Source organism: Paenibacillus sp. 19GGS1-52 (assembly GCF_022369515.1).
Lineage (GTDB): Bacteria > Bacillota > Bacilli > Paenibacillales > Paenibacillaceae > Paenibacillus_AQ.
Genome location: NZ_CP059724.1, coordinates 4017567 through 4029813 on the forward strand (window position 1 = coordinate 4017567; position 12247 = coordinate 4029813).

15 protein-coding genes are annotated in these 12247 nt (G+C 43.0%); 1 reads left to right on the plus strand and 14 read right to left on the minus strand.

Features of this window, described 5'->3' with window-relative positions; translation table 11 throughout:
* Positions 1–566 precede the first annotated feature (566 nt).
* Together H1230_RS18775 and H1230_RS18780 are read right to left on the minus strand one after the other, a co-directional pair.
* Positions 567–890: a hypothetical protein gene (locus H1230_RS18775; protein ID WP_239711439.1), complete on the minus strand. Its 324-nt coding sequence runs from the start codon at positions 888–890 to the stop codon at positions 567–569.
* Between the two features lie 284 nt (positions 891–1174).
* Entirely contained in the window at positions 1175–2515 is a 1341-nt protein-coding gene (locus tag H1230_RS18780; protein WP_239711440.1) for an anti-phage deoxyguanosine triphosphatase, read from the minus strand.
* A gap of 170 nt (positions 2516–2685) precedes the next feature.
* Between H1230_RS18780 and H1230_RS18785 the strand changes: the two genes are divergently transcribed.
* Complete coding sequence (locus H1230_RS18785; protein WP_239711441.1) at positions 2686–2889, plus strand: hypothetical protein; 204 nt, start codon at positions 2686–2688, stop codon at positions 2887–2889.
* A gap of 60 nt (positions 2890–2949) precedes the next feature.
* Here H1230_RS18785 and H1230_RS18790 read toward each other — a convergent pair whose 3' ends face one another.
* The 12 genes from H1230_RS18790 to H1230_RS18845 all read right to left on the minus strand — a co-directional run bounded on the left by H1230_RS18790 (position 2950) and on the right by H1230_RS18845 (position 12146).
* Positions 2950–3369, minus strand: a complete 420-nt coding sequence (locus H1230_RS18790) for a hypothetical protein (RefSeq protein ID WP_239711442.1) — start codon at positions 3367–3369, stop codon at positions 2950–2952.
* Positions 3362–3883 (minus strand): type II toxin-antitoxin system PemK/MazF family toxin, encoded by a 522-nt coding sequence (locus tag H1230_RS18795; RefSeq protein WP_239711443.1) that lies wholly within the window; start codon positions 3881–3883, stop codon positions 3362–3364. Before H1230_RS18795 ends, H1230_RS18790 begins: the two co-directional genes overlap by 8 nt.
* Positions 3867–4154: a hypothetical protein gene (locus H1230_RS18800; RefSeq protein WP_239711444.1), complete on the minus strand. Its 288-nt coding sequence runs from the start codon at positions 4152–4154 to the stop codon at positions 3867–3869. Before H1230_RS18800 ends, H1230_RS18795 begins: the two co-directional genes overlap by 17 nt.
* 337 nt (positions 4155–4491) lie before the next feature.
* Positions 4492–4809, minus strand: a complete 318-nt coding sequence (locus tag H1230_RS18805; protein WP_239711445.1) for a hypothetical protein — start codon at positions 4807–4809, stop codon at positions 4492–4494.
* A 25-nt stretch (positions 4810–4834) separates the two neighbouring features.
* Complete coding sequence (locus tag H1230_RS18810) at positions 4835–7705, minus strand: phage tail tape measure protein (protein WP_239711446.1); 2871 nt, start codon at positions 7703–7705, stop codon at positions 4835–4837.
* 79 nt (positions 7706–7784) lie between these two features.
* A complete protein-coding gene (locus H1230_RS18815) occupies positions 7785–8321 on the minus strand; it encodes a hypothetical protein (RefSeq protein ID WP_239711447.1) in 537 nt (178 codons plus the stop codon).
* Between the two features lie 323 nt (positions 8322–8644).
* Complete coding sequence (locus tag H1230_RS18820) at positions 8645–9445, minus strand: hypothetical protein (RefSeq protein ID WP_239711448.1); 801 nt, start codon at positions 9443–9445, stop codon at positions 8645–8647.
* Between the two features lie 46 nt (positions 9446–9491).
* On the minus strand, positions 9492–9809 hold the full coding sequence (locus H1230_RS18825) for a hypothetical protein (RefSeq protein ID WP_239711449.1): 318 nt from the start codon (positions 9807–9809) through the stop codon (positions 9492–9494).
* A gap of 57 nt (positions 9810–9866) precedes the next feature.
* Positions 9867–10025, minus strand: a complete 159-nt coding sequence (locus tag H1230_RS18830) for a hypothetical protein (RefSeq protein WP_239711450.1) — start codon at positions 10023–10025, stop codon at positions 9867–9869.
* Positions 10026–10089: 64 nt separating this feature from the next.
* A complete protein-coding gene (locus H1230_RS18835) occupies positions 10090–10800 on the minus strand; it encodes a hypothetical protein (RefSeq protein WP_239711451.1) in 711 nt (236 codons plus the stop codon).
* Positions 10801–11068: 268 nt separating this feature from the next.
* Positions 11069–11557, minus strand: coding sequence for a helix-turn-helix domain-containing protein (locus H1230_RS18840; protein ID WP_239711452.1), 489 nt, complete (start codon positions 11555–11557; stop codon positions 11069–11071).
* Between the two features lie 112 nt (positions 11558–11669).
* A complete protein-coding gene (locus H1230_RS18845; RefSeq protein ID WP_239711453.1) occupies positions 11670–12146 on the minus strand; it encodes a hypothetical protein in 477 nt (158 codons plus the stop codon).
* Between the last annotated feature and the right edge of the window lie 101 nt (positions 12147–12247).

Here is a 12247-nt window from a genome sequence, read left to right on the forward strand (position 1 = left end):
CTTAAATGATCATTCCCAGTACTCATAATGCAAAGGACCTGCCGATTATGAATGGTCCTTTGGTTTTACTGGCACATGTTTCCGTCCTGTTACCGCCGTTTGGATACGCGCATATAACTTATTCCATTCCTCTTCATTCATCTTCTCATGGGCTTCTTCAAAGCTATTGTAAAGTGTGTTTCCATTCTCATCCACAAATGAGATGGATACTTTAAGTTCTTTCTGTTCTCGCTTAATTTAAATCACACCTCCCGAGTCTCGATTCTTAAACTTGCTTCTGCTCTGTATTATGCATATTCATTTCCGTTTATCTTTCACTTTATTACCTTTCACTTTAAGGAGGATCTTGCAGTAACCTATCTTGACACCTTTTATTTGAATAGAAAAATAAATAAATCACTCCGTCAGCTCATTAAGAGGAAGCGGAAGTGATTTTCAAAATTAAAAACTGGTCAGAAATCGGGCTCACGCGCACCCGCATTCTGACTGAGGTGCCGGGAGGACCCATTTACATAAAAACTTCCTTTCAGACCTAATCGTGTATTCATGACATCTTCATATTAATGCTACATTGTACAGTTCTTTACCATTACAGGGAGTGCAGCATTGATAATCACTTGTGCGATCTCGAGTTGCTGCCAAGAGAGTCGCTGTATTCGAGGAATACCAGTGGCGCAGCGGATCAGAGAGGACAGAGCATTAATCACCTGCTGCTGCTTGCCGGCCTCTACATGTATAAGCTGTTCCTTCAGTTGCGCCCTCAATACCGGCCAAGGGGCTTTGCCGTCCTCTCGCTCCACTGCTGGGCTGTTGTCCTTTAGCAATTCATCCAGTCTCCACTCAATCTCTGTTAATCGTTGCATTATTTCCTTGTACTGTCTTGCTGTCATTTCTCTTCACTATCCTTCATATAAAAAAAGTATGCACGATAAGGGTCCGTGAACGGACTTTTCCTTAAAGCACATACTTATGAATTCAACCTGTAAAAAGCATAGCATGATGAAAAGGGATGTCAACAACATTTCTGTACCTCAGAAATGTTGTTGACAATTATAAATTATTGAAGATAATAACCTGACTCCAGAGAGGATTTACTGAATTTATATTAGCTTTAAAAAATTTACGCGAATTATCATTTTTCTGAAATTCTCCTAGAAACCTAATGTTCAATTTTTTAAATATCAAATAGATGGCTGGATTTTGTATCAAATAGTCTGGAATACATTGTTAAAGCATACGAATCAGTCATACCGGCAATATAATCACATACCAATCTAGCATTGACTCCTTCGTACAGTGACCATTGTTTTCGAATGTCTGGTGGTAAGAGTAGATTCTCATTCATCATGGCGTCAAACATTCGCTCGACCATAAAACCACCCTTCCATTCCATTGTCTGAACTTGCTGAGATTTAATTACCTTTTGTTCTACCAAGTGCACTTTTAAAGAGTCAAGAAGGTCTCTATGAGACGGAGGTAATATAGCCTTGTATCTAAATCGAGGCGAATAATCAGATTTAACCTCAACCAGATTAACGCTAGTTATCAAGTGATTTATCAAATCGGCAAAGAATCTCTTTAGCAAATATTTTTCTCCCGGAGAATCAGGCTCTTCTCTATTCATAATTACGGGATTTAATAGTTCTTTTAATTCTGGATGTAAACGTACCATTGAATTAAGGATTACTTGTAAATCCAGAATGGAGATGAAGCCTAATTTCATCCCATCTTGAATATCATGAGAGCCATAAGCAATGTCATCTGCTAACTCTATAATAGAGCACTCGAGAGTTTTATTGTCCGTTTTAGTATGCTTATCTGTTGGGAAACTATTAAGTATGTACTTTTTTTCATCATGATTGTACGGCTCCAGCATCCAATGAAGAGTTTCTTGATCTTCATCATAGACATTAGCTTTTGGTGGTTTTACATGATTTTTCTCATCATTATAAAACTCTTTATTTATCGCATCAGAAAACACTATAGGATATTTCAACAATGAGAATAAGGTCGCACGAGTTAGTCTCATCCCTCCACTTTCATAACCCTCAAGCCTTGTTAATATTCGAAAAGTTTGAGCATTTCCTTCAAAACCATAAGCATTTGCTTTAATCATCATTTTATTTAGAGCCCTCTCACCCTTATGCCCAAAAGGGGGATGACCAATATCATGAGCTAAGGATGCTGTTTCTACTAATGAATTATCAATTGCAGCTTCAATATTCTTTAGAATTGGTGAATTTTCATTTAAGTGAATCACGATTCCTCTAGCTATTTGTGCAACTTCCATTGAATGAGTTAGTCTTGTCCGATGATAATCTCCTTCCTCTATTCCGATAACTTGTGTTTTGGCTTGTAAACGTCGAAACGCCGTTGAGTGAATTATTCGTCCATGATCACGTTCGAAACTATCTCTCGCTGACACTCTTTCCTTTTCACCACTTGATTCAATAATTCTGTTATAATCGCAGTCTGTGTATAAAGGATTCTTATCATATTTAGTTATAATCATCATTTCACTCCTATTAATTTTATATGTTGATTATACCTTGATTCCATTATTTGTATTGTATAATTAGTTGATATTAGAGATTGCAGGATATATATGGGCAATTAACTTTCACGGCACTATTCTTTCATTGGCTATTAAATCTTAGGTACATCTATACATAGGAGAGATGAGCCGTGAAATTCGGATTACGCATACCCAGTATCAAGAAGCGTATAGCAGCACGCACAAGCGTTAAGCGTCAGATCGTCCACCGTGCCGGCCTGAAGATGCCCCGGGGGTATGGCTGGCTTCGGAATCCCAAGAAGGCGGCATATAACAAGGTCTACAATAAGGCGTCATTCGATGTGTTTAAGCTGATCAAGAAAATGTTTAAGTAATCCCTCAATTAAAAATACCCCGCTGACCATTTAAGGTTAGTGGGGTATTTTCCGAGGCTTTCATCGTGTCGCTTCTTCGACAACTAAAGCTATATTCTGAGAACCCTTAAATAAGTTGTTAATTGCTGAATCCATAGAAATTTCTTGTGTAGCCATTGTTTTTCTGATTTTTTCAAATGGTTCTGAAGTAACGTTTAGTTCGTCTGCGATAAGAATGAGAAACTTGTTGGAACCATCATAAAGCTCATTAATGCCTTTTATGTATGTAAGATAAAGTATTTGAGTATTTTTATCCATTTCTTTGGAATCAAGCTTGAGCCAGTTTATTCTCGTAGTCAATAAAGCCAGTTTTTCCAACAGACCTTTATCGAATTTCTTCTCATGAGAGAGATAATCAACAATCTGATTAACTGCTTCTGATATTCCCGGCAGTGTTTTAGAAATATGATCTACAAGTAACGAACTATTTGAACTACTCATGCTCTCCCCCCTTTTTGTTGCCACAATGAGGACAAAATGAAAAGCTAGAATTCACTTCTTTAAAACAGGAAGAACAGACATCCGATTGCAGTTCCTTACAATTCGGGCAATGCCTTCTATTTAACATAAGAACGTGATCACATTTATAGCATCTTTTCAATGCTAGACAAATTTCTAAGGCGCTATCGACCTTATCAATTACCGTTTTATTGACATAACCTTTATACTCTAGCAGTCTTTCGCCTTTACTAAGAACCCTTATTTGTCCACAATCAATTAGAGCTTCTTTAGTTTGGCCATTATCTTTAGTCGGTGTAAGCCTGACATACATAGGCATTTTTAACCGTTTATCAGTGACTTCGCCAGTTATGGGCAACGCAATAACGGTAGGCCCCAATACATTACCAATATCATTGGATACAACAAGAACCCTCCGCGTTTTCCCTTCTTCACTTCCGCGAACGGGTTCAAGATCAGCAATATATATATCACCACGTTTAATTTGCCTCACCATTATTTAACTCCTTGATATAATTAGTAAGAGCAATCTCCGCCTCAAATGATGTCTGAATAGATTCTTCGGCACACTTTAGCAGCCCATCACCCTCATCTTGGTAATACATTTTAAGAGCTTCATAAGAATTTTGATCATCTATCATTTCAGATACTCTTTCACATTGTTTTCTGTTGTACAACTCAACCTTTGCTTTTGCGCAATTTAAAATTAAACTTGTCGCGAGTAACTTTGCATACAAGCCGTTATCATACCTAATTGTAGTAGCCATATCAAACTCCCCCCCCCTACTCACATTTTCGCCTCCTTTCCTTTAAAAGTCAATTGTTTAATCCATGTTCTAGCATATGTCAACAGCTTTTCCATAATGTTTGATTAATAAAACAAAAAAAGTTAATAAGCCAGAGCCAGTAGGCAAATTCAAGAACGCTTTGGGAATTTGATGTCTATAAGCTTTAAAATGAATCGATCAAAGTAGGGTCACCTTAACAGTGTACGGAATTATTTTAAATGACTATATAGTGATCTAACCCTGCTGAGAATCAATCTTGGATTGGATACCTGATAAACAAAAGGAGCCCTCACATTACGAAGGCTCCTTCTTCATTCTATAGGTTATCCCAATCAATCGCTGCCACTGCTGCGTCGATCCGTTCACTCTCAGTCATTGCCCTCCTCGGCTTCCCAGCTAACTGTTTAGCATTGGCTGCAGCCGTCATTGAACTTATCTCTGCCAGGATTGCATCTGCATGGGCTTGATAAGCCTCTCCCTCGGTTAGCAGATAACCACCTTTTATAGTCTCCATGGCCGCATGGGAAGCGACTTGGCCGTTCTTAATGGCTTCATCAATGATGTGCCCGTTCTTCGGTGTCCGGATACTCTCCAGATCCTTAATTCTTTTTTGCTCTGTATATGAGTTGCTCATTTTATTTCCACTCTCCCTTTCATTCTCATGTAAAGCTGACTCTCAACCGTTGGCGTTTGTACTCAGCAAATTCTTTTTCGAAATCCCTCTGTGTCCGTTTCTCCATCTGCTGAACTTCTTGCTTATCAGCATTACCATAGAAATTATAAGTTGGGCTAAAGTTAAAATCACCAACAGTATTGCCACCAGCATTACCACCACCCATGCTCCGATTAGCGGCCTGTAGCAGTCCCTGTGAACGTGCAGAGTTGTTCTCGGGGATGATCCACTCCGGAGAATTACCTTCTCCCACCCAAGCCATTTCAGGACTGTCCACGTAACCGCCTTTTGCGTACCCTCCGAGTTTAGGGACTTGCGGAATGTTTATCCCAAAATGCTCTCCGCCAATCTTTGGAACCCAATCCGGCACATCAAAGCTTACGTTATTAATCCCGCGAATGGCCGCATTAATTGCATCAACCGCGATATTAATAGGCATGACCAATATAGAGCCCATACCCTCGAATATCCCTGCGAATGTATCCCTGACACCTCCCCATGCCTTTCCCCAATCGCCGGAGAATATCCCGGTAACGAAATCAATGATCCCCCCCAGAGATTTCAACAGCCCCTTGATAACTCCACCAATAGCATCAATAGCGTTCGTGACGACTACCTGTATGACGGGCCACACAAAGTTAAAGGCGGCGAATACAGCATCGAGTGCCGGCTTAACTACGGCGAAGGCTCTTGTGATGGCAGTACCAATGGACCCGAAGAGTTCGCCAGCCTTGCCGACAACCACCATGATCGGCGGGATCAGGCCCGTAATCATTGATGCCACGCGGGGAAATACCTGCGTGCTAAGGAAGGTGAATATTTTGCTGATGATCGGCCAGAGATTACTGGCCAGGTAGTTTGCTATTGGAATGATTGCTTTATATACAGCAGCAAACCCCGTAATTGCAGCAGTTCCAATTTTCCCGAATATCGGCAGCAGTTTAGGAATAATAGACAGCACCGATCCGATCATCTTCTGAATGGAAGGCCATAGACCCACCAAGTTACCGATAAAGTCAGACCAATAATCCGCGAGACCGCCGAACATGTCTTTGAAATCAGAAGAAATCCCCTTTATGTCGCTGCCTTTGATGCCGAACATAGCAGCTATATCCATTCCGCCGCCGGAGAACATGCCTTTAATTTTGTCTACAACTCCAGCTACAGAGTCATAAACAGAGCCGATTGTGGACGCTATCTTTTCGGCTGTCCCTTTATCCATCCCGAAAGCAGTTAGATAATTGACAGTTACGCCTTCCATTTCACCATCAAAACCGTTTTCGAAGAGCCATTGAACGTTCGTGTATGCTTCTTTGACCGCTCCGCCGATCTTCCCGAATGCTTTCTGTACAACTGGGAGAACCGATGTCATTTTGTCCGAAAAAATCTGGACCAAAGGAAGGAGCTTGTCTGAAATCGGAATGATAACCCCCGCATTAATTATTCTACCTATTCCACCTAAGGCCTCGCCCATTGAGTTGTAGCGGACCTTTGCCAACTCGCCTAAGGCGTCTCGTGTGGTACTGATACTGTTATTTGTGTCATTCATTGCGGAGAACGCCTTAACCCCAAGTTGCTCGAACTGGGTTCCGAATAAACTAACTCCGTACGTATTTTGCTTGACGGGATCTTTCGTGTCTTCGATAGCCTGAGTCACCTGCTGGAAGGCTTTGTATGCTTCAGGCCCACCCTTAGCAAAGGTCTGCATCATCTTGTCAGCGTCGAAACCAAGACCTTTATAAGCATCGCTGGTTGCTTTACCTACCTCGATCGACTTAATTGAAAATTCATTGATAGCATCCGCGACCAGGTCGGTATCTTTAGCGCCTGCAGCAAATCCATTGCCGAGTATTCCCATCATATTCTCTGCGTCAGCTCCGATGGACTTAAAGGCTGGAGAGTATTCGTTTAGGGTGTCCAACATGTCGCCACTGCCATTGAGCCCTGCAGCAGCTCCTTGAGCAAACATATTGAATGCTTGATTTGCGTCTCCGCCGAATGTTGTTGCCATTACACTCGCACTCTTTAAAGATTCCGCATAATCCATGTCGAAGGAATCACGCAATAGAATCGCTCCTGTTGCTGTATCCTGTAATTCCTTCCCCTGTAAATGGAGCACTTGCGTGGTCTGACTCATAGCGTCTGAGATATCGTCCCAGGACTCTCCGTAGTTTTGAGAATAGATGCCCTTTAATACAGCCTTTTGCCCCTCCATTGCCTCGTTACTTAATAGAGTCTTAGCCTGCATCTTACTTACGGCCTTCTGGTACTCATCAGCTCCACTCACAGCCAAACCAGTAGCAACAGCAACACTGGCGCCTAAAGCTAAGATAGGAGCAGCAACCATGCTACCTCCGGCTAATCCGGCAGTTAGACCGCTTGCACCGCCTCCGCTACCCTCACCACCTCCTGATCCTCCTCCACCACTACCGCCGGCATCTGGACCATCCATGTTATTGATCTCACGCATGCGGCGCTCGAGATCCTGCATATCACGGGAATAGCGTTGGAGGTCATTGCCGAACATGTTTGACGGCATTCGGATCGTGGCGATCTGTTGCAAGTTTCTGAGCAGGAGCGCGGATTCTTTAACCGATTCCTTTAATTCCTTTACCGTCTCCGTGAAGATGCCTGTAAAGCTCGGCATCCGGCGCAGTGCGTCAAATTCACGTTCTGCTGCTTGGAGTCCCTCGCGCAGCGGACGGACTAAATCTCCTGAGATCCGGATTGCCTCGATAGATCGGGCTTTTGTCTCCAGGTCATTTAGGTTATCCAGCACCTTGCGCATACCTGTGTTATAGCTAGGATCCAACTTTGCTTGTAGCTCAAACGCTATTTTGTACTCTTTGCCGGCCATTGGTTATATCACCTCATCTCTTTATTGGTTGAAAACAAAAGCATACTTTTATAAACATCACCCCTCTCATAGGAAAAACCTATAAGGTCCGAACGTCGGTGTACTTTAAAGCTAAAAATCTGCTCATCGGTATCGGTTTATTTGCTTGAAGAAACGATTCCACTGAAATCGACTCCTGCTGTGGCAGAGATTTAAAGTATTCAAGATCTCCCTCTATCAGCATCTTTCGTATCTTGCGACCTGAAAGAACCTTGAGAATTAAAGTCGGAGTAATTTTGATGTTTGATTGCCTGGCTAAATCTTCACTATGGAGTGCTGCCGCTATGCGGTTTTTTGTTAATTCCCCTGAAATGGCAACTAACGATCCTATCTGCCCTTCGAGCGGTATATTTTGTCGAACAAGATTGGATCCTCTCAAAGCCAGCTGAGTTCGGAGTTGTACAATCTGCCGAAGGCCTAAGAAATTGAGAGCTATAGTTTCAGGCAGCTCGTTCTCGATAGTGATCTTTGCCTGATCGTCACTTAAATCTGAGATTCTCTTTAATATCAATTCATTATGGATGTCTTTATATTTGGAAAGACGTTCAATCCTGGTAACCAAGGAGTTAATACTCACGGCTTGCTCCCCCTCTCTTTTAGTTTCGTATAGCGTATTTCCTTACTTTCGCTTCTCTCATATTTTGAACACATGACTTTTTTAAGTGTGTAGATGAAGTGATTTTCAGGAATTTTCAGTCATATAACAGCAAAACGGAAAGCGAAAGTAATTTTTTAAATTAAAAACTGGACGAGAATCGGGCTCACGCGCACCCGCATTAGTTCTAAAGCTCCAGAAGGACCCAAATTCCTCAGCGGGTGCTCTGATTCAGCCGATTATCTACCGTTTACCCCCTACATGTTCTCTTCTTGCCCTGCCTAATCATCGATTAATGCAGTTGCTTATTCATTCAAGGTATAGTGGATCTCGAGCGGACCATGAGCTGAATCCAATCCACTAACCTCCACTATGCTTGCCTTCGGGTTAGCAGCCTTCCATTGTTCGAACGATGCTCTATGGTCAAGGCTATTGGTCCGTTTGATATGGACAGTTGGCTTAGGCGTTGACTGCTGAATATCTCCCTGAGTGAGCTTAACCCCTCTATACTCGGGCTTCTCAGCCAATAGGTGCTCAGTGTCCTCGCCATTGATCCATTGTTGGAAGAAGCTATGGTGCTCGAAGCTGGCGAGCTTCTTGGTACGTGGATCGATATACGGAAGCATCTTAATAAGTGACACCTCCGGACCAGATCTATTCAATTGGCTGCTCTCATCGTCCAACTGCTCTTTCTTACCTTCAAGCGCCTTGATCTCCAGATCAATAGCGGCCTTCTCTTTCTGGATAGCCTGGACTCGCTTTTGATTCTCCTGCACTTCCCGGACTGCTGTAGATCGAATCACCTGAATCTGCTTGGAATAGTCTGCACTCACACCGGACTGGTTGGAGTATGCTTCAATGGAAGACTGTACCTCGATGAGCTCAGTACTCAGCAGCCGAACTGATTTACGGAGCTTCTCCGCACCTGTAGCATCGTCCTGCAGCTCGCATTCGATCATGGCCGCTGTCTGTTCGGCAACGCTCTTATTGATCGCCTCAGCCTGCGCCTTCAGCTTATTAACGTTCTCCTCTACCTTAGCTTCCCTGCTACTCACTTTCTCTAGAAATTCATTTACCAATTGACTAACCTTTTTCTTCTCAAACATCTGTTCATCTCTCCCTCTATTGGATCGTTCTATTTGGTTATGAGTTCTACTTCTGGCGGGACTGATTAACATAGCCTGCGATCAAATCAGAATTCTTGGTGGCAGCTGCTCGATCTAATAGCGCAGCATGGGCCACTGACTCAGCAGATGCACCACTCTGGATGGCCTGATCCACTGCCTCGTTGCCGACCTGTCCACGGATTGCTTCAAGGTCCTTCAGGCGCTCAGCCTCAGTCTTTGTGCTGTTCATCAACTTGAACGTGCAGTTCCCGCTCGTTGAAGCTGCAGGGTTACCAGGTTGCCCGATATGTGGAAAGAAAGCCTCCGGGTTTATTGATCCAATGACTTGCATGTGATTCCGCATTCTTCAAACCTCCAATAATTCTTATTGGTAATTAGTTGATAGAGTCAATCCCCAGCACTACCCTTTGTTTGTACATCTCTTCCCATGAGTCATGATGGACGCGACATAGAATCGGTATGCCTTGCCCTGTTTAACGTTCTTAGCCTTCCACTGGCTGAACTGTTTTCGCTCGAGCGCAAATGCCTCACGCTTAGACTCCTCACGCTTAAAAGCCATATTAGTATCTCCGTTCTATTACAGGAAATCATGCATTGTAGATCCTACAACATTCCTCTTCACCTTAGTTATCCTGGAAGTGCCCTGGTACACCGAGCCCCCCCATTATTGGTGGTGTATACTCAACCTCATTCAGGTTGTTATAGGTGATCTTAGGCCCTTTATACTCACTCGAAGTAGGAGAGTCGAAGTAAATATCAATGCTTCGACCATCTGCCCACCTTCTAACCAACTCATTTTTCTCGTTATACGAAAGTTGAGTAATGCGCGGATCGATATAATCAAGTAAAGGAAGTAACTGATTGTATTCACTATCCACGTTCGCACTGGGTAGGCGGTTATTTATGTCATTAGCTTTAGATTGCAGCACTTTGATCTGTTCTCTAATAGCGTCACGCTCCTCTGTCATGCGATTGTAGTTCTCGATCCGCTCTGCCGTGGCCTTTTGCACTGTTGATCTAATTTTCTCCAGTTCCTTCTCATGCTGAGATCCCTTGCTCAGTTGAGCCTGGTATCCTGCGATCTGATCCGAGATCTCATCCAGTTCCAAGCGGAGCTGACGGTTTGATTTTTGAAGCCGTGCTGATCCTGCAGAGTCTCCGGAAATTTCAAGATCCACCAGCTCAGCAGCGTTCTCGTTAATCTTTACGCGAATAGCATCGCTCTTGACATTAAGTTCTTGAAGCTTGGAATTAATCTTTCTGCTGCGAGCATCTACACTTCTCGTAAAATCAAATACCTGTTGGCCCAACAATTCATATGCTTTTCCTGTCATTGAATAATCACTCCTGTTAATAGTTTTATCACGCTTTAGAAACGCCATTTCTGGCATAGTGGCAATTAGTCCTGATTGTCCCTAGAGTCTACCTATCGCCACGTGGGATAGGTGTATAAAGCCGTAAACATGATGGTTGGAGGTCTTGCCAGCTCTAAAAAGCTAAGTGTTCTGTTCACGGACTTATTCCTCCTGACAATAAATGGACACAAATTAATAGTTGCAGCCTATAGTCGAGATATGGTAATATTGGTTCATCGAGAAACAATTACATATGAGATTGAACGAATGCCTTCGCTATTCCAGTAGCGGGGGCATTTTTTGTTTCAGCTTCCCAACTTCCTCTGATTTCTTCAAGAAAGTTCTCAAGCTCCGTTGTGTCACGCCCCATATGCTTGAAGAGTGTAACAATATCTTCAACTCTAATCGTCTTCTTTTCCATTGTGCTTGCCTCCCTTCTTGCAGTCAGCAGGTCCTCTTCCTTGCCCGCATGAATATGGGACATTGAAATGCCGTAATATTTACAAAGTCGGCCTATTGCAAACGGATCGGCTCTCCCACAATCAATCTCCCATTTCTTTAATGTGCGTTCTGTGATGCCTGCAGCTTCAGCTGCTTCCTTTATTGAACACCGTACATTTTCACGTGCTTCCCGCAAAGAAATCATACTCCGGCTTTTTGATACTGCTACCTGAGCTAAATACTTGGAACGATCCGCCCGGGTTGAATTCTGATTCAGTGTAACGGTATTACTCATGACTTCGCCCCCTGCTCAGTGGTCGTGCCGATATTGCTGGTTGGTAATAATACGGCCTTCATAGGTTCATCCTTCTCTCTCGATGTATTGGGGGAGTTAACCCCCCACGCTGCTACTCAGTCTTACTGACTGTGATGGAGTACTGACCTTTGACTGCGCTATTGACTGTCTTGATCGCACAATCACCACCAGCAAGTGTTTGAATAAGGTTGTCGAGATCGTCAAGGAAATCAACGTTTCCGCGGTCCAGTTCAAATACCGTGTCTGCTGCTCTTTCTTCCGCTGTTTTGGATCTGAGCTTGGTATAGGCATATTTGATTGAGTTGACCAATTCGACGTAAATTTCACGATCGACTTGCACGGATTCACTTAAAATCTCTTTTGCGATCGGGGCAATATAATCAATTACGCTTTCCCATTGTGTGTCCGGATCTGCGGCCGCCTCTAAGGTTGCTTCAATCTCATCAGCAAAATCTTGTTTTGAAATCCCATCGTTAGCGAACTCATTCAGAAACTCTGCAAACGTGATCGGCATTCCCTCAACTGTAACTTTCCAATTTTCATCAATGATCTTCTCTAGTTGACCCATGATAATCCATCCCTTCGATTTTTAAAGTATATTTTGCCTGTCCAGACAGTTGAAATTGATGCTCTGATATGAGTGGCTACCTTCTGCTACCTCTTTTCAAA

Bases quoted from the DNA above. Each gene is read 5' to 3' on its own strand.
- H1230_RS18830 (WP_239711450.1), bottom strand. From the start codon at position 10,025: ATGGCTTTTAAGCGTGAGGAGTCTAAGCGTGAGGCATTTGCGCTCGAG.
- H1230_RS18840 (WP_239711452.1), bottom strand. From the start codon at position 11,557: ATGAGTAATACCGTTACACTGAATCAGAATTCAACCCGGGCGGATCGT.
- H1230_RS18775 (WP_239711439.1), bottom strand. From the start codon at position 890: ATGACAGCAAGACAGTACAAGGAAATAATGCAACGATTAACAGAGATT.
- H1230_RS18780 (WP_239711440.1), bottom strand. From the start codon at position 2,515: ATGATGATTATAACTAAATATGATAAGAATCCTTTATACACAGACTGC.
- H1230_RS18790 (WP_239711442.1), bottom strand. From the start codon at position 3,369: ATGAGTAGTTCAAATAGTTCGTTACTTGTAGATCATATTTCTAAAACA.
- H1230_RS18825 (WP_239711449.1), bottom strand. From the start codon at position 9,809: ATGCGGAATCACATGCAAGTCATTGGATCAATAAACCCGGAGGCTTTC.
- H1230_RS18820 (WP_239711448.1), bottom strand. From the start codon at position 9,445: ATGTTTGAGAAGAAAAAGGTTAGTCAATTGGTAAATGAATTTCTAGAG.
- H1230_RS18810 (WP_239711446.1), bottom strand. From the start codon at position 7,705: ATGGCCGGCAAAGAGTACAAAATAGCGTTTGAGCTACAAGCAAAGTTG.
- H1230_RS18845 (WP_239711453.1), bottom strand. From the start codon at position 12,146: ATGGGTCAACTAGAGAAGATCATTGATGAAAATTGGAAAGTTACAGTT.
- H1230_RS18835 (WP_239711451.1), bottom strand. From the start codon at position 10,800: ATGACAGGAAAAGCATATGAATTGTTGGGCCAACAGGTATTTGATTTT.
- H1230_RS18800 (WP_239711444.1), bottom strand. From the start codon at position 4,154: ATGGCTACTACAATTAGGTATGATAACGGCTTGTATGCAAAGTTACTC.
- H1230_RS18795 (WP_239711443.1), bottom strand. From the start codon at position 3,883: ATGGTGAGGCAAATTAAACGTGGTGATATATATATTGCTGATCTTGAA.
- H1230_RS18805 (WP_239711445.1), bottom strand. From the start codon at position 4,809: ATGAGCAACTCATATACAGAGCAAAAAAGAATTAAGGATCTGGAGAGT.